The sequence below is a fragment of the Deltaproteobacteria bacterium genome (assembly GCA_029858205.1).
Taxonomy (GTDB): domain Bacteria; phylum Desulfobacterota; class GWC2-55-46; order GWC2-55-46; family DRQE01; genus JAOUFM01.
In genome coordinates this window covers 105347-127082 of sequence record JAOUFM010000003.1, presented here as the reverse complement: position 1 = coordinate 127082, position 21736 = coordinate 105347, and the positions used below count along the sequence as shown (strand labels likewise).

The 21736-nt window shown below is 52.0% G+C and carries 19 protein-coding genes, 1 tRNA gene and 1 pseudogene; 12 read left to right on the top strand and 9 right to left on the bottom strand.

Annotation, left to right across the window (positions count from 1 at the left end; translation table 11 throughout):
* Positions 1-86: 86 nt before the first annotated feature.
* The 8 genes from OEV59_03385 to OEV59_03350 all read left to right on the top strand — a co-directional run bounded on the left by OEV59_03385 (position 87) and on the right by OEV59_03350 (position 8480).
* Positions 87-2054, top strand: coding sequence for a methyl-accepting chemotaxis protein (locus tag OEV59_03385; GenBank protein ID MDH4226784.1), 1968 nt, complete (start codon positions 87-89; stop codon positions 2052-2054).
* A gap of 74 nt (positions 2055-2128) precedes the next feature.
* Positions 2129-2896: a hypothetical protein gene (locus OEV59_03380; GenBank protein MDH4226783.1), complete on the top strand. Its 768-nt coding sequence runs from the start codon at positions 2129-2131 to the stop codon at positions 2894-2896.
* A gap of 50 nt (positions 2897-2946) precedes the next feature.
* A complete protein-coding gene (locus OEV59_03375) occupies positions 2947-3789 on the top strand; it encodes a protein-glutamate O-methyltransferase CheR (protein MDH4226782.1) in 843 nt (280 codons plus the stop codon).
* A gap of 26 nt (positions 3790-3815) precedes the next feature.
* Positions 3816-4733 (top strand): HAMP domain-containing histidine kinase, encoded by a 918-nt coding sequence (locus OEV59_03370; protein MDH4226781.1) that lies wholly within the window; start codon positions 3816-3818, stop codon positions 4731-4733.
* A gap of 54 nt (positions 4734-4787) precedes the next feature.
* Positions 4788-5315 (top strand): chemotaxis protein CheD, encoded by a 528-nt coding sequence (locus OEV59_03365; protein MDH4226780.1) that lies wholly within the window; start codon positions 4788-4790, stop codon positions 5313-5315.
* Positions 5287-6360: a chemotaxis response regulator protein-glutamate methylesterase gene (locus tag OEV59_03360; protein ID MDH4226779.1), complete on the top strand. Its 1074-nt coding sequence runs from the start codon at positions 5287-5289 to the stop codon at positions 6358-6360. Before OEV59_03365 ends, OEV59_03360 begins: the two co-directional genes overlap by 29 nt.
* Before the next feature lie 67 nt (positions 6361-6427).
* On the top strand, positions 6428-8077 hold the full coding sequence (locus OEV59_03355; protein ID MDH4226778.1) for an EAL domain-containing protein: 1650 nt from the start codon (positions 6428-6430) through the stop codon (positions 8075-8077).
* Positions 8078-8099: 22 nt separating this feature from the next.
* Complete coding sequence (locus OEV59_03350; protein ID MDH4226777.1) at positions 8100-8480, top strand: response regulator; 381 nt, start codon at positions 8100-8102, stop codon at positions 8478-8480.
* Between the two features lie 62 nt (positions 8481-8542).
* Here OEV59_03350 and OEV59_03345 read toward each other — a convergent pair whose 3' ends face one another.
* The 9 genes and pseudogenes from OEV59_03345 to OEV59_03305 all read right to left on the bottom strand — a co-directional run bounded on the left by OEV59_03345 (position 8543) and on the right by OEV59_03305 (position 16207).
* Positions 8543-9475 carry a TerC family protein gene (locus tag OEV59_03345; GenBank protein MDH4226776.1) on the bottom strand — a complete coding sequence of 311 codons (933 nt, stop codon included), beginning with the start codon at positions 9473-9475 and terminating at the stop codon, positions 8543-8545.
* Positions 9476-9567: 92 nt separating this feature from the next.
* Positions 9568-9873: a zf-TFIIB domain-containing protein gene (locus OEV59_03340; GenBank protein MDH4226775.1), complete on the bottom strand. Its 306-nt coding sequence runs from the start codon at positions 9871-9873 to the stop codon at positions 9568-9570.
* A gap of 49 nt (positions 9874-9922) precedes the next feature.
* Positions 9923-10762: a zinc metalloprotease HtpX gene (gene htpX / locus OEV59_03335; protein MDH4226774.1), complete on the bottom strand. Its 840-nt coding sequence runs from the start codon at positions 10760-10762 to the stop codon at positions 9923-9925.
* Between the two features lie 256 nt (positions 10763-11018).
* Positions 11019-13688, bottom strand: coding sequence for a cation-translocating P-type ATPase (locus tag OEV59_03330; GenBank protein MDH4226773.1), 2670 nt, complete (start codon positions 13686-13688; stop codon positions 11019-11021).
* A gap of 176 nt (positions 13689-13864) precedes the next feature.
* Positions 13865-14077 carry an ANTAR domain-containing protein gene (locus OEV59_03325; GenBank protein MDH4226772.1) on the bottom strand — a complete coding sequence of 71 codons (213 nt, stop codon included), beginning with the start codon at positions 14075-14077 and terminating at the stop codon, positions 13865-13867.
* 33 nt (positions 14078-14110) lie between these two features.
* Positions 14111-14491, bottom strand: a pseudogene (locus OEV59_03320) (response regulator).
* A gap of 369 nt (positions 14492-14860) precedes the next feature.
* Positions 14861-15250: a DUF2304 domain-containing protein gene (locus OEV59_03315; protein ID MDH4226771.1), complete on the bottom strand. Its 390-nt coding sequence runs from the start codon at positions 15248-15250 to the stop codon at positions 14861-14863.
* Positions 15251-15277: 27 nt separating this feature from the next.
* Entirely contained in the window at positions 15278-15982 is a 705-nt protein-coding gene (locus OEV59_03310; protein ID MDH4226770.1) for a glycosyltransferase family 2 protein, read from the bottom strand.
* A 138-nt stretch (positions 15983-16120) separates the two neighbouring features.
* Positions 16121-16207: transfer RNA gene (locus OEV59_03305), tRNA-Leu, on the bottom strand.
* Between the two features lie 200 nt (positions 16208-16407).
* Between OEV59_03305 and fsa the strand changes: the two genes are divergently transcribed.
* Genes fsa through rnr form a run of 4 tightly spaced genes read left to right on the top strand, consistent with a single transcriptional unit; the run spans position 16408 to position 21729 of the window.
* Positions 16408-17061, top strand: coding sequence for a fructose-6-phosphate aldolase (fsa, locus tag OEV59_03300; protein MDH4226769.1), 654 nt, complete (start codon positions 16408-16410; stop codon positions 17059-17061).
* A gap of 5 nt (positions 17062-17066) precedes the next feature.
* Positions 17067-18851, top strand: coding sequence for a long-chain fatty acid--CoA ligase (locus OEV59_03295; GenBank protein ID MDH4226768.1), 1785 nt, complete (start codon positions 17067-17069; stop codon positions 18849-18851).
* 41 nt (positions 18852-18892) lie between these two features.
* Entirely contained in the window at positions 18893-19477 is a 585-nt protein-coding gene (locus tag OEV59_03290) for a c-type cytochrome (GenBank protein MDH4226767.1), read from the top strand.
* On the top strand, positions 19474-21729 hold the full coding sequence (rnr, locus tag OEV59_03285; GenBank protein ID MDH4226766.1) for a ribonuclease R: 2256 nt from the start codon (positions 19474-19476) through the stop codon (positions 21727-21729). The genes OEV59_03290 and rnr overlap by 4 nt, the downstream gene beginning before the upstream one ends.
* Positions 21730-21736: the final 7 nt, after the last annotated feature.

Genomic DNA, 21736 nt, shown 5'->3' with positions numbered 1-21736 from the left:
CTATGTGCCGGCGCAGGCCGGCATAGCATATTGAAAGCGTTGTGCATCAAGAGTGAAAAACAACTAGGAGGGTAAGAAAGACAACAATGAAGTGGACGCTTAAGAAGAAGTTTCTGGTGTTGTTCGCGCTTTTGATGGTAGTCAGCGTGGTCAGCGCGTTGATTATCATAAAATCCACGGCAGATCAGAGGGTGGATACAAAGCTGGTGAATTATGCTGGCAGGCAACGAATGCTCGTGCAGAAGTTCACAAAAGAGTATTTAAGCGAGCTTATAGCAGGGCAGATGGAGTTCGGGGCCACTAAGGCGGCTTCCATAGTAACGCTTCAGATAGCCGAGGACAGGAAAAAGTACGCGCAGGCGGTCGTTGGAAAGCTCGAGAAGGAGCTTGGAGGTTTCTCCGCAAGGTCGGAGTACGCGCATGTAAAGGGCGCGGTGCCGCTTCCGGCGACATTCGTAAAAGAGGTCTCTGACGTTGTTAATGCCAAAGGCGAATATTGGGTAGACCTTCTTAGTAAATGGAATTTGAATAAGGATAAGGGCCTTAGAGACAGGTTCGAGAATACGGCATTCGAGGCGTTGCTGAAAAGCCCGGGAACCCCATATTATGAGTTTATGGAATATAACGGCAAGTTTGTTTTGAGGTACGCGACCGCGGATATCGCAAGCGTTCAAGGGTGCGTGAGCTGCCATAACGGCCACAGGGAAAGCTCGAAGCGCGATTTCAAGATAGGCGATATGATGGGTATACTTGTCGTGAGCATCCCGATAAGCGACGACGTTGTGCTCGGCAAGGAGCTTTTTGCAAGGACGGGCGGAAACGATGCGGCTTCGTTTAATAGGACGGCCGAGGTCTTCGAGGCAACGCTCAAGGCCCTTATCGAGGGAGGCAAGGCGCCGACAGACCTGTCCATGACGAAGTTCGACGCGATGCCGCCATCCGACGTTCCCGAGTTCACGGCGCAGCTAAAAAAGGTCGAGAGCATGTGGAACGGATATAAAGACCTTTTATCCGAGATAGTGACCAAGAAGGTCAATTCGCAGGAATATCTCACGATGTATAAGAAGATACTTGAGCAGAGCCAGGCCATAACCAACGAGATGAACAAGGCCGTTGTGATATATGAAACGCAGTCAGCGGCGCACATGAATATATTTTTTTATATAACTATTGCTTCGTTGTTGGCCGTTGTCGCCGTAATCGTGCTCGGCTGGGTGTTTTTCGTCAATCCGGTCATTAAGCTTCTCGTAACAATGGTAGGAGAGCTCGGAAGCGGCGCATCGAGTGTTTCGGATGTTGCTACTCACCTTACCTCCGCGAGCCAGGAACTCTCAAATGGCGCAAGCGAGCAGGCAAGTTCTCTTGAGGAGACAAGCGCATCGGTCGAGGAAATATCGTCGATGGTCAGACAGAACGCAGGGAATGCCGAGGAGGCGAGTAAGCTCGCGACCGCTGCCTTTGATACCGCGAGAAAAGGCGAGGAAAGCGTTTCTCACATGATGAACGCAATGGAGGTAATAAACCAGAGCAGCTTTGAGGTCTCCAATATAATAAAGGTCATTAACGAAATCGCCTTCCAGACGAACCTCCTGGCGCTAAACGCCGCGGTAGAGGCCGCCAGGGCAGGCGAGCACGGTAAGGGCTTTGCCGTTGTTGCAGAAGAGGTAAGGAACCTCGCAAGAAGGTCCGGCGAGGCTGCCAAGGAAACAGGCGTTCTTATAGAAAACTCGGTTAACAAGGCAAAGGACGGCGCAAGGCTTGCGCAGGGAGCAGGCGATGTGCTGCGCCTGATAGTAGAGAGCAACAGGAAGGTGCAGGCCCTTGTAAGCGAGATATCCACGGCCAGTAAGGAACAGAGCGAGGGCCTTGGGCAGGTGACAAAGGCAATCGGCGAATTGGATAAGATTACCCAGGCCATATCCGCCAATTCCGAGGAAACGGCATCGAGCTCAGAGGAGCTTGCCTCTCAGGCCAATGCCCTTAAGGACATGGTCGAGAAGCTTGTTGTAATGGTGGGCTCTGCAGGGGAATCTGTAAGCGAGAAGCAGGCGTAGAATACAGGCTTGGCCCGTTAAGTTTACGGGCCTTGTAATGCAGTTAAAAACACATACGAAAGGATACTGGTAACATGCTAAAGAGAACACTGGTAACGATTACGGCAGCTGTGGTGATGATGTTTGGAAGTAGTAGCGTTGCGACTGCGGCAGAGGCAACGGCCTCTGGCTCTGTTGATTGGCTCACTACGTACGTATGGAGAGGGATGAACCTCGGAGGCAACGAAGGCGTAATTCAGCCTTCTGCGACTATAGTATATGACGGTCATTACTCGTTCAATCTCTGGTCGAATTATGACAATGAAAGAGGCGAGATGACAGAGACCGATTATACCGCGAGCTATGTAAGAGAGCTCGGCCCCATCGGCCTTACGCTTGGCTTCATACACTACGGCATAGACGACGGCGATGTTGATTACGATTCCCAGGAGGTTTACGTAACGCTTTCGGCCTCTAAGCTTCCGCTTGCACCGACGTTGTCATATTACCACGACATAGACCTTGGCGAGGGCGGGTACGCCTCTCTTGCGATTAGCCAGTCATTCGAGCTTACTTCCAAGCTTTCCTTCGGGCTCGGCGCTCTTGCGGGCTTTAACTTCGGCAATGCTTTGATGGAGACCGATTACGACGGTGACGGAGAGGTCGATGACTTTAGCGGCCTCTATAATGGCGAGGTCTCTGCAAATCTTCCATATAAGGTTAACGACAAGGTAACCATAACCCCGAAGGTTGCTTACAGCTTCCCGCTTGGCGAGGACGCAGGAAGGGCCATAAGGGCGCTTAGCTTCGACGGCGACAGGCAGGTAGTTTACGGCGGCATTAACATATCAATAGGTCTTTAATCGTATTTGGCAGGGCCGCCTCAGTGGCGGCCCTGCGTAAATTATAAAAAATGATGGAACAGATAGAAATCACAGAAGAACAGTTCGACCGTCTAAGCCGCATGATAAAGGACACGGTCGGCGTGAACCTCGGCTCGCATAAGCGGGAGCTTTTGAAAAACCGCCTCAGGAAAAGGGTCAGCGCGCTCGGGCTGAAATCGTTTGGAGAGTATTACAAGTACCTCCAGGAACAGGACTTGGACGGCAGCGAGATAGCGAACATGTCGAGCGCGATAACGACGAACGTAACGTCGTTTTTCCGCGAGGCAGACCACTTCAAGTTCTTAAAGACGCAGTTTCTGCCGGCGCTTACCGCTGTAAGGGCAAAGGCCGGGAATAAGAAAATCAGGTGCTGGTCAGCAGGGTGCTCGACAGGGCAGGAGCCTTACACCATAGCGATAACGATAAGCGAGTTCTTAGGCGCCAATCATGGCTGGGACATAAAGATACTCGCAACCGACGTCTCGAGGCGCGTTCTGGAAATCGCCGAGCGCGGCATATATAAGCTTGAACATGTCGAAAAGCTCGACGCATCGATAGTCAAGGCGGCATTCAAGAGGGGTACCGGCAGGTGGGAGGGGTTCGCTCTGGTGAAGAAGCATCTAAGGGATATGGTGGATGTGCAGTACTTGAACCTGATGGAAGGCGAGATGCCGCCGAGAAATTCCTTTGATTTCATATTTTGCAGGAACGTGCTCATATATTTCGACAAGGCAACGCAGCAGGCCGTGCTAGATAAGTATCATAAGTGTCTTGCTCCCGACGGGCTTCTTTTCCTCGGGCATTCAGAGGGGCTTGCCGGAGGGCATAAAGGCTTCAAGTACGTTGCCCCGGCCGTGTATTCGAAGGCATAGCAGACTTTTACAAAAAGGAGATGGTCATGAACAAGATAAGCGATAACGAACTGCTCGACGCGGTGAGGGCCAAAATCGGCGCCGCGGACAAGTCAAACCAGGAATTGATGGACGCCATCAAGGCCAGGTTCGACGAAAAGAACAAGGCGCACCACGACCTTGAGCGGGCCTTCAGGAATTTGGAGGAGACCAATAAAAAGCTTATCGAGAGCGAGAAGACAAGGTCCAACTTCCTCTCCGAATTAAGAAACGAGATAAACAACCCCATGGCCGCCATCATCGCCCTTACCGAGAGCATGCTCCATAATGATGCCGCGGATCTCGAAATGTATAAGAACATGGCGAGGATACTTTTCAAGGAGGCCGTGATACTCGATTTTCATATGAACAACATCCTCATGGCCGCGGAACTCGAGGCCGGAGAGGTGGAGCTTAACGTGTCGAGGGTGGACGTGAACGCCGTGATAAGCGAGAAGCTCGAGAGATTTGCCTTCATGGTAAAGGACAAGAAGATAAAGGTGGAAAGGGAAGAAGATAAGCCGCTTTTTACCAACCTGGATTCGGAACTTCTTGGCGTGGCGGTGATGAACCTCATAAGCAACGCGCTGGTGTTCAATTCCGAGGGCGGCACGCTCGCGGTTTCCGCAGTCGTGGAGGGCGAGAAGCTTGTCGTTGCCGTCACCGACAGCGGCATCGGCATAAACGAAAAGGACCAGAAGAAGATATTCGACAGGTTCCAGCAGCTCGATGTAGGACTTACGAAAAAGTATCGCGGCCTTGGGCTTGGCCTTAGCGTTACGAAGGCCGCCGTCGATATGCTTGGCGGCGATATAATAGTAAAGAGCTCGCCCGGCAAGGGAAGCACCTTTGCCTTGAGCATTCCGGCGATGCTTTCCGAAAGCGTTGATAACGTTTCGGTGGACGGTACGGAGTTTTTCTTTTAACAGGTACTCCGGATTTGCCGGAGAAAGTTTTTTTGGGATAAAGGGGTTATTTAGATGATTGATCATGGCGGACTTGTCGCAGACAAGACGCATTATCTGTATCCGGGCATGATATTCGCCCACAGCGAGCCGTATCAGGTTTCAACGATACTCGGCTCCTGTGTTGCAGTCGTGTTTATAGACCCTGTGCACCGCGTTTGCGGGATAAACCATTTTATAATGCCGCTCTGGAACGGCGAGGGGCTTCCTACGCCGAAGTTTGGCAACGTGGCAATACAGAAGCTTTATGAGAAGGTCATTGCCATAGGCGCCGAAAAGAGGCTTATTCAGGCCAAGGTGTTTGGAGGTGCTTCCATACACTCGCGCGTTACGGGGCCTGTGAACGTCGGGCCAAGGAACGTCAAGGTGGCCTTCGATATGGTCATGGAGCTTGGAGTGCCGATAGTTGCTTCCGATACCGGCGGCAATTACGGCAGAAAGCTCATACTGTCAACTGAAACCGGCGGCGTGAAGGTCAAGATGCTAAAGAACGCCATTGCCATGGAAATGGAAAATGCCGACGAAGGTCCTGATAATAGATGATTCCGCGCTGGTAAGGAACCTCCTTAAGGAGGTTTTTGCCAAAGACCCTTCCATAGAGGTCGTTGGCAGCGCCCCTGACCCGTTCGTTGCCAGGGACAAGATAATCAAGTACAACCCGGACGTCATAACGCTGGACGTCGAAATGCCGCGCATGGACGGCATCACGTTTTTAAAGAAGCTCATGCGGTATTATCCCATACCCGTGATAATACTGAGCTCTCTTACGCAAAAGGGCGCGCTTACCACACTCGAGGCAATGGAGGAGGGCGCGGTCGAGGTTATAGCAAAACCCAGCCTTGACATAACAAAAGGGATAGAGGTAATATCCAGGGATATAATAGAGAAGGTAAAAGGGGCCGCAGCCGCAAAGGTAAGGAAGAGGGTAGAAGAGGAAAAGAGCGAAAAGCCGCGTGTTATAGAGAGGATACGCGAGAGAACGGCTCTTACGCAGAGCACGCATAAGATAATCGCAATCGGCGCCTCGACCGGCGGCACCGAGGCCGTAAGGTTCGTTCTGGAGCGTATGCCGCCGACGGCCCCGGGCATACTCATAGTGCAGCACATGCCCGAGAAGTTCACAAAGGCCTTTGCCGAGAGGCTAGACGGGCTCTGCGCCGTAAACGTGAAAGAGGCAAAGGACGGGGATGCGGTCATACAGGGCACGGCCCTGATAGCCCCTGGTAACTATCACATGCAGCTTAGAAGGGACGGGGCAAGATACTACGTGAAGCTCGATCAGGGAGAGAGGGTGTTTCATCAGAGGCCTTCGGTCGACGTGCTCTTCGATTCGGTCGCAAAGTACGCCGGCAGAAATGCCGTGGGCGCGGTTTTGACCGGCATGGGAGCGGACGGCGCGGCAGGGCTTCTTAAGATGAGGCAGGCGGGGGCAAGGACCATGGCGCAGGACGAGGAAAGCTGCGTTGTGTTCGGAATGCCAAAGGAAGCCATAAAGCTCGGGGGCGCGGAAAAGATAGTGGCGCTTGGCAACGTGACCGATGAGCTTTTGAAGTTTGCCGCACTTCTCGATAAGGAGGCCGCAGTATAGGCGGCATTTACATACACAAAGGGGATATTCTGTCTATCAACTGGAATTTTGCGGAGGCTGGTTTCACATGGATAAGATGGCAGAAGATAGGAATATGGAGAATCTTTTCAAGGTCATAGAGAAAAACTGCAATATAATGGTCGTTACCGACGAAACGGGCCATATCAGGTACGCCAACAAGGCGTTTGAGGCGGTGACCGGGTTTGTCGAGGGAGAGGTCTGCGGCAAAAGGATAGACGAGTTTGTCATTGACGGCATTGCATGGGAAGAAGGATGGGTCGTGCCGGAAGGTTCTGCCTCGAGGCGTATTTCCCTTAAGAGGAAGGCGGAGAAGGGGTTTGCCTGCATGACCTCGGTTTACGCAGCCGATAGGGCTCAGGACGGCGCTGCAAGGTGTCTCTGGGTCATGGAGGACGCGGCATCAAGGAAGGATTCGGCGTTGGACCTGGCCCTTGATTCGAAGGACGAGCTTACCGGGTTACTCAACAGAAAGGGCTTTATCTCGATAATAGAATCGCGTCTCTCAGGCGACGGCTCCGGAGCGCTTTTGCTGGCCGACCTGGACGACTTCAGGGAAATAAACGACATATACGGCAATTCCATGGGAGATGAGTTCCTAAAGCGCGTTGCCAGGGCCATAGAGGCCGCGCTCAAGGACGATGGCGCCGTAATAGGCAGGCTTGGCGGAGACGAGTTCGCCGTGTTCATACCTTCCGGGGGCGTGGACGTAGGCGTTGGGGCCGCAAGCAGGATAAGGACGCATATCGGGAGGCTTGCCATAGAGGGCCGTTCCTCGCAGTACGGCGCGAGCGTTGGTATCGCCCTTGAGAGCGACAACGGCTTTAGCGTAAGGGAGCTTTTAAAATGCGCCAACGCCGCTCTTTATCTCGCGAAGGAACGCGGCGAGAACAATTACCACGTGTATTCGTATGCCGATAAGGGCATAGAGAAGATAGCCTCGCGCCTGAGATCGCGCGAAACGCTGCTTGACGCCATGAAGGAAGACCGCTTCGAGATTTATTTGCAGCCCATAATGAACCTGGAAAAGAATATCGTTGACCACTACGAGGTGCTCGCAAGGATGCGGGACGCAAACGGAGCCATACTTACGCCCGACTTGTTCGTCCACGATGCCGAAAAGTTCGGGCTTATACGGCAGTTCGACATGATAATGATAGAAAAGGCATTCGAACTGCAGACCAGCGAGGCGAAGGCAGGCAGGTCGTATGTGTACTCGGTAAATCTTTCCGGCAAGAACATCGGAGATAACGACCTTCTCGTTTTTATAATGCAGAAGGCGAGAGAAATGGGTGTAGACCCATCTAAGATAATGTTCGAGATAACCGAGACGGCCGCGGTCTATGATCTCGACATGGCGGTAAAATTCATAGATTCGCTAAACGTCTTCGGCTTCCGCTTCATGCTCGACGACTTCGGCGTGGGGTTTACGTCGTTCATTCATCTCAAAGAGCTAAACGTCGATTACATAAAGATAGACGGTCTGTTCATAAAGAACCTCGGTAAGAACCACACCGACCACTTCTTTGTGAAAGCCATGACCGACGTTGCAAGAGGGCTTGGCATAAAGACGGTTGCCGAGTTCGTTGAGAGCGAGGAAGTTCTTGATTTTGTGCGTTACTATGGCGTAAACTACGCGCAAGGATATTTGATAGGAAAGCCCGAACCTGCGGCAGCGATGCTGAGGCAAGGCGAATAATAAGGTTTCGCGAGGAAGAAGGATGGCTGTAAAACATACCATACTGATAGTAGACGATTCTCCAACCATGCGGCAGTTCATAAGCTTCACGTTAAAGCGTATCAAGGATGTAGAGGTCATAGAGGTGAGCGACGGCGTTGCCGGACTAAAGAAGCTTCGAGAGACGCCCATCAGCCTGGTCTTTAGCGATGTTAATATGCCGATGATGGACGGGTTTGCGTTTTTGAGTTCCATCAAGTCCGATGCTGCCACGAAAGATATACCGGTCGTGATGCTTACCTCCGAGGGCGCAAAGGAGGAAATAGAGAAGGGTAAAAACCTCGGCGCGGCCACCTACCTTACGAAGCCCATAAACACGCATAAGCTTATCTTTACCGCGAGGGAAATTCTAAAGATATCGTAAGCGGCTATCCTGCCTCATGTATGCGCGCGGCGTCTCTTTGACGCCGCGCGTTTTTTTATGCCCTAAAGCGCGTCCTTGTCCGCTGTCTTCTTCGGCCAGCGCGCGGATGCAAGCATTGAAAGCGTGAGGAATGCCGCTATGGCAGCGAGAGCCGCTACTGTCGGCACTTTGTAGATGTCGGATATCAGTATTTTTATGCCGACGAATGTGAGGATTGCGGCAAGACCGTAGTGTATGAAGCGGAAGTGGCCTACTATGCCGGAGAAGGCGAAGTAGAGGGACCTTAGCCCCATTATCGCGAATATATTGGAGCTGTAGACGATGAACGGATCCGTGGTGATGGCAAGGATTGCCGGAACGGAATCCACCGCGAAGATTACGTCAGTTGTCTCTATTACGAGCAGGATAGCCAGAAGCGGCGTTGCCATAAGAACGCCGTTTCTTTTTGTCAGGAATTTGCCGTCCGCGAAGTCCTTTGATACCGGTATGAAGCGGGAAAGAAGTTTCAGCAGCAGATTTTTCTCCGGGTGCACGGGCTTGTTGCCGCCAACGGCCATCTTGGCGCCGGTGAGCACCAGAAAGGCCCCGAAAACGTATATTATCCAGTGGAATTTGGCTATTAGCGCCACCCCGGCGATTATGAATATCAGGCGCATGACTATAGCGCCGAGCACGCCGTAAAAAAGCACCCTGTGCTGGTACATTGCCGGCAGGCCGAAGTACGCAAATACCTGCAGGAACACGAATATATTGTCGACGCTAAGTGATTTCTCTATGAGGTAGCCTGTGAAAAATTGAAAGGCGGCTTCTTCTCCCTTCCAGTAGTATATTATGACGTTAAAGGCCAATGCGAGCCCTATCCACACGGCGCTCCAGACAAGAGCTTCTTTGACGCTTACGGCATGCGTTTTTCGGTGGAAGAGACCAAGGTCTACGGCCAGCATCGCTATTATGAAGAGTGTAAACAGTATCCAGGGCGTAAGGTTTTCCGGCATATTTTTGTTCCCGTCTGTTTTTTTATTGGCGTTATTTGCCGCCGGCGGCCTTGTGCGTGACTGCACAGGGCCGCCGGCAACGAAATCTTCCGTTAATTCCTGAAAATGCTAAACAGCCCGGTGAACCCGGCCTTGCCTAGCTTTGCGACCATGTCTATTTCGCCTGCATCGAGCCAGATCCCCTCGCATTCGGTGCATTTGTCGATACGTATGCCCTTGAAGTCGATCTCGACAAGGTTCATGCCGCACTTTGGACATTTCATGTGATGGAGTTCCTTTAAGCGTTTCTTTTCATCGGCTGCGAGGTTGCGCTGCTTTTCCGCTTCTAATTTTTTTCTCTTTTCATACTCCTGTCGTGCGAAGTACTCGTCTTCTTTGCGGTCCGGTTTTTCCTGCATGGCTTTTGAGTCCTCCTTTTGTCGGTATGTGTGAGTCAGGCGTCTGGCGTTAAGGCGTCATTGTTTCGAGCCTTCTTACTCTTTCCTCCATCGGCGGGTGCGTGCTGAAAAGCCTCATAAGCGTGCCGCCAGCGAGAGGGTTTACTATGAACATGTGCGATGTCGCGGGGTTGGCCGCCATGGGCACGTGCTGCGACGCGGCATGCAGCTTTCTGAGCGCGTTCGACAGGTATAGCGGATTCCCTGCTATGCGCGCCCCGCGCCGGTCGGCGAGGTATTCTCTTGACCGCGATATGGCCATTTGGATTAGCAGCGCGGCTATTGGGCCGACTATCATCATAACGATGGCGGCAAACGGGCTGGAGCCTTCTTCGTCCTCGTTTCTATTGCCGAATATAGCCGCCCACTGGGCCATCTGCGCGAGATAGCTTATAGCGCCGGCTATCGTGGCCGCCACGGTACCGATAAGTATATCACGGTTTTGTATATGCGCCAGTTCGTGGCCTATTACGCCTTCGAGCTCTTCTTTGCTAAGGATGTTCATTATGCCGGTCGTTACGGCAACGGCTCCGTTTTCCGGGTTTCTGCCGGTGGCAAAGGCGTTTGGCTGCGCTTCGTCGATGATGTATACTTTTGGCATAGGCATGCCGACTGCCTGTGAAAGTCGCGCAACCGAGGAATAAAGCCCGGGGGCCTCGGCCTCGGTCACCTGTTTCGCGCCGTACATCTGGAGCACTATCTTGTCGCTAAACCAGTAGGTTATGAAGTTCATGGCGAATGCGAGCACAAGCGCTATCGTCATGCCCGATTTGCCTCCTATTACCGCTCCGGCGGCTACTAACATGAGTGTCAGGGCCACCAGAAGCACCATTGTCTTTAGTCCGTTCATTTTCAGCCTCCTTTTGTTGTTTGCCGTTATTTGCCAGAAATAAAAAAGACCTTTACCGCGCCAGACGCAAGTCTGGTGCGATAAAGGTCTCGCCGTTAGTTCGAAGTCCTCACTAACCAGCGGTGCCGGGCTTTAGGCCGTGCTGACGGCTGCCGCTGTCTGGGCTACTCCCCTTTATGCGGGAAAAGTATAGCAGGGGATTTGCCAAGAGTCAAGTTTAAACGAAATAATCGTTAAGTTGCCGGCGGTTACGGCTTTATAAGGTTGGTATAAAGCGTCTCCTGACAAGCTTTTCCGCTTCTACTGCTATGAAGACGACCGACGACATTGCGAGCGTGAAGGCCAGTTCCGACATGGTCAGCGCCTCTGTCTTGAATATGGGCTGGAGGGCCGGGACGTATATTACGGCCATCTGGAGCGCGAAGGTAAGCGCGAATGCGCCAAGAAGAGGCTTGTTGGAGAATAGCCCGCGCGTGAAAAGCGATTCGGTCTCAGTTCTTATTGCCAGCACATGTCCCATCTGGCTAAGGCAAAGCACCGTGAATGTCATTGTCTGCCAGTGTCCGTGCCCGGTCTTTATGGCCCATGCCTGAGTGAAAAGCGTTGTAAAGCCCATCAGAAGCCCCACCCATATTGCATGCGCGCCAAGGCCGTGCGCGAATATGCTTTCTTTAGGGTGGCGCGGGGGCCTCTTCATTATCTCGCGCTCTTCTGGCTCTGCCGATAGCGCCAGGCCCGGAAGTCCGTCTGTTACGAGGTTTATCCATAGTATGTGGATTGGAAGAAGCGGGATTGGAAGCCCGAGAAACGGGGCAAGGAATATGCTCCATATCTCGCCCGAGTTGCTGGTCATCGTGTATTTGATGAACTTTCTTATGTTGTCGAATATGCGGCGGCCTTCTCTGATGGCCTTGACTATTGTCGAAAAATCGTCGTTTATAAGCACCATGTGAGAGGCCTCTTTGGCAACGTCCGTGCCGGTTATGCCCATGGCTATGCCTATGTTTGCGGCCTTTAGCGCAGGCGCGTCGTTTACTCCGTCGCCTGTCATGGCGATGAAGTGGCCTTTGTCCTGAAGGGCCTTGACTATCTTGAGTTTTTGCTCTGGCGCAACGCGCGCGTACACGCGTATGTGCTCGACCCTTTCCTCGAATTCTTCGAGCGGCAGTTTTTCAAGCTCCCTTCCTGTGATTATCGCCTTGTGGTCGCCATCCAGTATGCCGAGCTTTACTGCTATGGCGCGCGCGGTTATGGGGTGGTCACCGGTTATCATCACAGGTATTATGCCAGCACTTTTACAGGTATCTATGGCGTGGCGCACTTCTTCTCTTGGAGGGTCCATCATGCCGACGAGCGCGATGAAGGTCAGTTCTTTTTCCGCCTCTTCCGGGCGCGGCTCTTTGCCTGGGAGAGTAGTCCAGAACCTCATTGCAACCGCAAGGACCCTCAGGCCGCGCCCTGCCATGCGTTCGTTTGCCAGAGTGAGAGGCGCGGCGGCAATAGTTGTTTCGTTATCTTTGGCGAGCATCCTGGCCGAGGCAGGGATTATAACGTCAGGCGCGCCTTTGGTGAATGAAACAAAAGCAGCCCCGGTTGCGGCTTTCCACTCTTCAGGGCACGGGTGGAACGTCGTCATGCACTTTCTATCGGAATCGAAAGGTATTTCTGCTAGGCGCGGCATATACTCTTCGAGCGAGTCCTTGTCAAAGCCCATGTCTTTAGCCATGATGCACGGGGCTGCTTCCGTCGGGTCTCCGGTGATGGTGCCGAGGGCGTCTTTTTTTGCGTCGTTATTAAGGGCAAGGGCTGTCATCAGCGCTTCGAAGGATGATGGTGTTTTTCCGGGTGTTTGCGATGTGTTTTCTTGCTTAAGCGCTGAAACGGCCGTGTGCGCGCCATCGAGGTAGAGTTCCTCGACCGCCATTTTGTTCATCGTAAGGGTGCCTGTCTTGTCCGAGCAGATGTATGTGACGGAGCCAAGCGTTTCTACCGCAGGGAGCTTTCTTATAAGGGCCTGCTGCTTTACCATTTTCCTTGCGCCTATTGCAAGCGATATCGTGACTATCGCAGGAAGGGCCTCAGGTATTGCCGCTACCGCAAGGGATATGGCGGTAAGAAGCATGAGCACCGGAGGCTCGTTTCTTAGCAGTCCGACGGCAAAGAGAACGGCGCATATCGCAAGCACCGCTATGGCAAGCGTTTTGCCGAAGGCCGCAAGGCGTTTTTGAAGAGGGGTGCTTGTTTCCCCCTCGTCCTGAAGCATGGCGGCTATTTTCCCAAGCGATGTGTCCATGCCCGTTGCCGTCACGACCCCAAAGGCCCTGCCGTAGGCAACGATAGTGCCTTTGTATGCCATGTTTTTTCTGTCGCCTATTGGAGCGGTGGCGTCGTGTATGGGGCGTGTGTGTTTTTCTATAGGCACGCTCTCGCCCGTGAGAGCCGCTTCCTGGAGCTTTAGTCTTGCGGTTTCAATAAGCCGGATGTCGGCTGGAACGATGTTGCCGGCCTCGAGGATTATCATGTCGCCTGGCACTATCTGTGCCGCTGGTATTATCTTTGGCGAGCCGTTCCTTATGGCTGTTGCGTAGAGGGCCGCCATCTTCTTTAGCGATGCCATGGCCTTCTCTGCCCTGTACTCCTGGATAAAGCCTATGACGGCGTTTAGCACCACGATAACGGCTATTGCAATGGTGTCGAGAATGTCTCCGATAATGCCTGATATAACGGCTGCGGCAATGAGGATTATTATCATCAGGTCCTTGAACTGGTCAAGGAACATCCTGAATGCGCTTTTTTTCTCTTTTTCCTCGAGCTCGTTTGGGCCCCATTCTTCGAGGCGTTTTGTTGCCTCTACTGTGGACAGGCCGCTGGCGGACGAGCCAAGGTTTTTTAGCGCTTCTTCGGTAAGTTGTTGGTGCCATTCCATTGGTAGCAACCTGCCTTGCGGTAATTTTAAGGTGAATGCCGTGAGTTACGGCGCGTAACAATTGGCTGCCTTACGGGTGAAGCCTGGAGGCAAAAGAGCGTCGTTTGCCGGGCGCTGATTTGTCTATAATGAAATTAAAACACAGGGGTTGATTGGTGTCAAGGAGGCGCGGGTCGTTAGAGAAGCTTGCTTGCGTCGATTATCATCGCCGCTATTTCCTTCATTTTCTTGTTTTCTTTTTGCGAGTGGCTCTGCAAAAGCTTGAAGGCCTCGTCCTCGCCTATGGAGCAGCGTTTCATGAGAATGCCCTTTGCCCGCTCTACGAGTTTTCGTGTTTCTATGGATTCGCGAAGGTCTTTTACCTCGGCCTTGAGGCTGCTTAGTTCGATATGTTTTGCCTCTGCCAGTTTTATTGCCGGGAAGAGATGTTTCTTTGTTACCGGCTTTACGAGGTACGCGACAATCCCGGCGTCTATCGCGCTTTGCGCAATATTTTCGTCCGAGTGCCCGGTTATGAGTATTATCGGCGCCGATGTCCTGGATGAAATTATCTTTGCAGCACTTATGCCGTCGAGCTTTGGCATTTTGTAGTCCATTATGACGAGGTCGACCGATTGTTTTTCAGCGGCTTCGACGGCCTCTTCGCCGTTTGAAACCATGATAATATTGTCGTAGCCGAGCGCAGTAAGATTGTCCGCAAGGCAACGTCTTGTGGTAGCGTTATCTTCGGCTACAAGTGCTGTTTTTGCCGGTTTTGGGGAAATGGAAATCCCAGAAGTGTTTAAAGCATGCTCTGCCGCCATGACAGGGTCGGCCTCCTTGACCGATAATCTTAATTTAACACAGTGTTATTAAAAGTCAAGTCTGTTTTGTCGGTCTTTGGAATATGCGCTTAATGGCAGCGTTAAGGGATAGTGAAAAAACCGTGAAAAATCCGAGAGATGCAAGATAAAGTGTCACCTGTAAGCTGTGTCCGGTATGGTATGAAACTTGGCGTAGCGGTATCGAAAATTGGAAGTCGTGATATGGAAGTAACCGGCAAACTTTTTAAGGTTACGGTAAGGTAAATGCGAATATGCAGCGGATATATTTAAAATATAATGGTAAGGTGCGGCGTTAGGCGGATGTAATTTGGCCACAGAAGGGAAGTCGCGTTATTTAAAAGCGCGGTGTTACTCATCCGTTTCTTTGCCGAGAGTTTTCTTTATGTTTGCCAGCTCTTCCTTGATCATGGCGGTCTCTTGCGCAAGGGTTTTGCATTTTTCGGTCAGTATGGATATTACCACGGAGAAGTGCAGTAAAAGGAGCAGTATCATTATTATGGCGACAAGAAATAATAATGACGGCGGGTATGATACGCCGAGAATCAACGCGACCTTTGTTAAAAGTTCCTGCCATATCGATAAAATTGCCGCAACGATGATGAAGGCTATCCATAGGACCGAATATTTTTCCTTTAGAAGCCCGCGGCGCACGAAGTCTATTATGAGAAAAAAGAATATTGCTGTTATTACGAGCGGCAGCGCATTTATGGCGCTAAAGGAAGAGGCGGCTGTGTTCATCTGACTCCTTTCGCGGATACGGTTAAATTAATTCACTTTTCTCAAAAGGTCAATGAAAATCGCAAGCATTACCTTGGCCATGTAATATACCGATTTGCCTGCTGTGATTGACGATGTCCCGCCCGTTCTCTCGGACATGGTTACCGGAACTTCCGTTATTTTAAAGCCGCGTCTCGAGAGCACCACCAGGGCCTCTACCTCCGGGTAGTCGTCCGGGTAGTTTTCGGCAAGGAATTTTATCGCGTTTTTGCCTGTTGCCCTGAATCCCGATGTCGTGTCGGTAAATCTTGCTCCTACTATATATGAGACGATGTTTGAAAAAATTGTTATTCCAATGCCTCTGGCAACAGACGGCTTGTAGTTGCCCTGGCCAAGAAACCTCGAGCCCACGGCAAGATCCGCCTTACCGGAGGTTATTACGGAGACGAGCTTTTGTATTTCCACAGCCGGGTGCTGGCCGTCGCCGTCAACCTGCACCGCTATGTCGTAGTTGTGTTTTAGCGCGTACTTGAACCCGGTTTGCACCGTCGCGCCTATGCCGAGGTTGTATGGGAGCTTAAGCGTCACGGCTCCGGCAGCCGCGGCCCTATCGAATGTTTTATCCGAGGATCCGTCGTCAATGACAAGGATGTCGGCGCTGGGATGGTTGGCGCGAACGTCGTTTACCACGCCCTTTATCGAAGCCTCTTCGTTATATGCCGGGATTATTACCAGTACTCTGGGGTTATCCATTGCAACAGGTATCTCTAAAAGACGGTTTAGTTGTGTTATTTCCGTGAGAATCGTGCTGTTGCCAAGTGTTTTTTGCAAAACAAATCAGGTTTTTTATTCAGTTTTTTTGTTTATTTTCTTTTTTCGTAAAAAAGTAAATGGTGCCGAAGGGGGGACTCGAACCCCCACGAGCGTGAGCCCACTAGACCCTGAATCTAGCGCGTCTGCCAATTCCGCCACTTCGGCAAGCCGGTGAAAACAATTTGAATATTCGCAGTTGAAATAAGAGGGATTTCGTTATATATTCTAATATCAAATCCGGCCGGGTAAGGCGCGGCCGGATTTGAATGCAATAAAATTTTCGCACAGGCAGAGGTCTGTGTCAAGTTAATTAACGTGTATTTTCGTAGAGTTAGACGCCAAAACGGCACAAGGAGGCCTTAAAAATGAAGTTTTTCATAGATACTGCCAATATAAACGAAATAAAGACTGCCGCGAGCTGGGGGCTTCTTGACGGAGTCACCACGAACCCGACGCTCGTTGCAAAGGAGAAAAGGGAGTTTCTTCCGCTCTTAAAGGAAATATGTGCCGTAGTCGACGGCCCGGTCAGCGCAGAGGTCGTAAGCACAGATTCGGAAGGCATGCTAAAGGAGGCCCACAACCTTGCGGCCATACATAAGAACATAGTCATCAAGATACCCATGCTTACCGAAGGGCTAAAGGCCGTAAAAGAGCTTACCGCAGAGGGCATAAAGACCAACGTGACGCTCGTGTTTTCGCCGCTTCAGGCGCTCATGGCCGCAAAGGCCGGGGCAACCTACGTGAGCCCGTTTATCGGCAGGCTCGACGATATCTCTCATACGGGAATGGACCTTGTAAGGCAGATAATGGATATATACGAGAACTACGGCTACACCTCCGAGGTCATAGTCGCAAGTGTCAGAAACCCGCTCCATGTGCTCGATGGGGCGCTGTGTGGAGCGCACATCGCGACCGTGCCGTTTAAAGTGCTCGAGCAGTTCGCAAAGCATCCTTTGACCGATATAGGGCTTGAGAAGTTCTTGAAAGACTGGGAAAGCGTTCCAAAACAAACAAAGTAAACGAGGTGTCCGGCATATTTAACGCTAAAGACGGCGATATCAGCGCTAAGAACGGGCCGACCATAGCCTCTGCTTTTTTCTCAAGGCCGCTTGAGAATGTGGACGGCACAAGCGTCCTTGTCTGGCGCGACGGCGATACCCTGAAGGGCCGAAGCGCTATAGAGTTTAGGGACGAGGCCATGTGGTTTTCCATGGGGCTTGCCACACTCGGCATCAGTAGCGGCGAAAGGATCGCCATCGTCCACGAGAACGCGCCCGAGTGGATAATCGCCGACCTCGCGATAGCTGCGGCAGGGTGCGTAAGCGTGCCGCTCTACACCACCCTTTCGGTTGAAGAAAAAGCCAAACAGATGAATGACTCTTCCGTGACCGCTGCCGTAGTATCGGCGCGCCACGAAAAGGAAATGGTTTCACTGAAAGGCCGCATGCCGCTGTTAAAGCATATCATATCAACCGCTTCCGTGGCAGCGCATGATGGTGTGCTGACGTTTCAGGACATAGTAAGGCTTGGCAGGGAGTCTGGCAGCAAGGATATGTTTTTTACCAGGCTCTCCGGTGTTTCCCCGGACGACCCGTTTACCATAATATATTCTTCCGGCACGACCGGAAACTCGAAGGGTGTTGTGCTTAGCCACGCAAACATCATCTCCAATATAAAAGGCTCGCTTGATGCCCTTGACATAACCGGGCGCGACACTTATCTATCGTACCTTCCCATGGCGCACGTATTCGAGCGCATGATACACCACATGTTCGTTTCTCTTGGCTCGGTGATATCGTACTCAAAGGGGTTTGCCTCCGTGGGCGCGGACGCAAGGTTCTTTAAGCCAAGTGTCATGGTGGGTGTGCCGTTCTTTTTCGAGCGCGTGAGGGAGAAGATAATCGAGAACGTAGCTGCCTCCGGTGCGGTTGCCAGTAGGCTCTTCAACGCTGCCATGGCCTTTGGCAGCGTGCTTAGGCCGCTTAATCCGTTAGATGTCTTTATATTGAAAAAAATAAGGGACAAGGCCGCTCCAGGGCTAAGGTTCTTTGTCTCCGGAGGAGCCGCGCTTCCAAAGGAGCTTGCGGACTTTTACTGGACGCTTGGCATCCCCGTGCTCCAGGGATACGGGCTTACGGAAACATCGCCGGTAGTTGCCGTGAATACGCTTAGTTATAATAGAAATGGCGCAGTAGGCCGTCCTATACCCGGCGTGAACGTCAGGATAGCCGATGACGGCGAGATACTCGTAAACGGGCCAAGCGTGATGAAGGGCTATCTAAACATGCCCGAGGCAACGAGGGAGGCTATAACCGGCGGCTGGTTCCATACCGGGGATCTCGGAGAGATAGATGCTGATGGATTTCTTTCCATTACAGGCAGGAAAAAGGATATAATAGTTACCTCCGGCGGTAAAAACGTCGCGCCGCAAAAGATCGAGGCGCTTTTAAAGGCCGATGAGCATATAAAAGAGGCCCTGGTATACGGTGACGGTAAGCCGCACCTTGCGGCACTTGTAGCGCCCGAGCCGGCGAGGCTGGAGGCGCTTATGTCGGAGCTTGGTCTTGTTGACAAGACCTCGGCGCTTTGTGACACAAGGGTAAGGGAGTTTTTCTCGAAGATAATAAGGAAGCGGCTCTCTGCAGTTTCAAGGTTCGAGCAGGTCAGGGCATTTGCGCTTATATCCGGCGAGTTCAGTTTCGAGCACGGCGTGCTTACGCCAACTATGAAGATAAAGAGAAAAAAGGTCGAGGAGATGTACGGGGATATTCTTTGTCCTCTCTTCGATGCGCACCACGGCGAAAATTGAGTTAATCAGTGAATAATATAAAACAAGGAGGTAATTCTAGTATGCGTAATTTTATGATGGTTCTGTTGTGTGTTCTGGCTATAGGCGTTTTTGCCGGTTGTAAAGGTAAAGAGGATGCAAAACCCGCGCCCGCCGCCTCTGCGCCTGCTGCTCCGGCAGCGGCCCCGGCCACACCTGCTCAAGCGCCTGCAACGGCTCCCGCTGCTACAGTAGCTCCAAAGGCCGACGCAAAGGCAGCAACTGCGTTTATTTCTTATGATTCGGCAAGGCTTAAGCATGTAAGGGCAAACGGACTTCCTGCGAAGTATGCAGGCATGAGCAACCCGGTGCCGTCAAGCGAGGCTTCGGTGTCCAAGGGCTCAAACATCTTTAAGCAGCAGTGCGTGCTCTGCCACGGAGTTACAGGGCGCGGCGACGGCCCCGGTGGAAAGTCGCTTAAGCCCCCGGCAACGGACCTTATATCCGTTGCGCGCACAAAGGAAGGCACCGACGCATATCTCTTCTGGGCAATGACAGAGGGCGGGAGCGCGCTTAAGACCAGCATGCCGACCTTCAAGCACATCCCCGAAGAGGGCAGGTGGATGGTCGTTAACTTTCTAAGGAGCGAAGTCTCGAAGGCGAAATGAGCAAGGCGGATAAGACAGCTAAAATCGGCGTTGATAAGGTAACCGCGCTTTTCAAGGAAGGGGCTTTTTCAAAAAAGCCCCTTTCCTTTAAGGAGCTCACGCGTCTTCTGGAAGTAGACAAGGACGAGCGGCATTCCTTTAAGCGCCTTTTAAACGAACTCGTGGCAAAGGGCGAGCTCGTAAAGATCCGAGGCGGACGTTTTGCGCTTCCTTCTAAAATGAACATGGTCGACGGAGAGCTTACGTGCCACGCCGACGGCTACGGCTTCGTAATTCCCGACGACGGCGGGGAGGACGTGTTTGTCGGCGCAAGAAGGCTAAGAGGCGCCATGCACGGCGACAAGGTGATTGCGCGTATAGAGGGCACGAAGCCCGGAGGCAAGCGCGAGGGTTCTATCGTAAGGATAACAGAGCGCGCAAACGAAAAGATTGTCGGAATATTCAGGAAGGGCAAAGGGTTCTCTACGCTCATTCCGTTAAACGAGCGCATAACAACGAGCATACTGATACCTCCGGGCGAGGAAAAGGACTCGATAGACGGACTTGTCGTTGAGGCAGCTGTGATCAAATGGCCTGAAAGACACGAGGGGCTTCTTATGCGGGTTGTCGCGGTGCTTGGCCCGCCCGATGATTTTGCAGTTGAGCTCGAGGTGATAACCAAAAAATACGGTCTCCTCTACCAGTTCCCGCGCGATGTGGAAATTGAGGCAAAGGCCGTGCCGGGCGAGGTTTTAGAGAGCGATATAGGCGAAAGGGTGGACCTAAGAAGCAAACCCATCGTTACCATAGACGGCGAGACTGCAAAGGACTTTGACGACGCCGTGTGTGTCGAGAGGCTATCTGGCGGCGGCTACAGGCTCTATGTGTCCATAGCCGACGTAAGCCATTACGTAAAGCCGGGCACAGCGCTCGACAGGGAGGCCTATGGGCGCGCTACCAGCGTGTACTTTCCGGGAAGCTGCATACCGATGCTTCCGGAAAAGCTCTCTAACGGGATTTGCAGTTTAAACCCCAAGGTTGACCGGCTCACGATGACAGCCGAGATGGAGTTTGATAAAGACGGCAGGCCGCAAAAGAGCAGGTTCTACGAGAGCGTTATAAAAAGTGTTGAGAGGATGACCTACACGAATGTAAAGAAGGCCCTCGAAGGTTCGGATGCAGAGGTTGAGGAGCGCTACAAAGGCCTTATCGGCGATTTTCGGTTGATGAAAGAACTTGCATTAAAGCTCAATCTGTTAAGGAGCGAGAACGGCTCCCTTGACTTCGATCTTCCCGAGCCGCAGATTATTCTTGATATCGAAGGCAGGCCCCAGGATATCATAAAGTCAGAAAGGAATATCGCGCACAGGATAATAGAAGAGTTCATGCTTGCTGCCAACAAGGCGGTTGCCGAGATATTCTCGAAGCGCGGGCTTGCCTTTGTCTACAGGATTCACGAGGCGCCTGATTCGGAAAAGATGGATGAGTTCAGGAAGTTCGTAGCAACATTTGGTTATGACTTAAAGGGTGCGTCTCCAACGACGCTCCAGAAACTTCTAAAGCACGTCGACGGCAAGACAGAGGAAAAACTCATAAATCATCTTCTTCTAAGGAGCATGAAGCAGGCCGTGTACTCTGAGATGAATATCGGCCACTTCGGCCTTGCCTTCGAGGATTACACGCACTTTACATCGCCAATCAGGCGTTATCCCGATTTGATGGTGCACAGGCTATTAAAGGACTATCTTGCAAAGCGCGGCCCCAGAGGCGGCAAAGAAGCGCTCGAGAGTTATCTTGCCGAGGCCTCGGCGCACTGCTCGAAACGCGAGCGTAATGCGATGGAAGCGGAAAGAGAGATAGTCGACCTTAAAAAGACGCAGTTCATGAAGGATAAGGTCGGAGAGGAGCACGACGGCGTAATCTCTGGTGTTACTGGGTTTGGCATATTCGTCGAACTAAGCGAGTACTTTGTCGAGGGGCTCGTGCACATCACGGCCCTTGGCGACGATTATTATGAGTTTGTCGAAAAGGAGCACGCGCTTGTCGGCTCGCGCACGAAGAAGAGATACCGTCTGGGCTCTCCGGTGAGGGTGCGCGTTGTCAGCGCCGATGTGATGCGCCGCAGAATTGACATGGAGATAGCAGGCCAGGAAAGTGTCGGCAGGCGAGGGCCAGGTGCTGGTAAGAATGTTGCCGGAAAAAATAATGAACAAAAGAAAAGCAATAAACAGAACGAACGCGGCTCCAGAGGCAAAAAACGCAGGCGGCGCTGAGACGTTA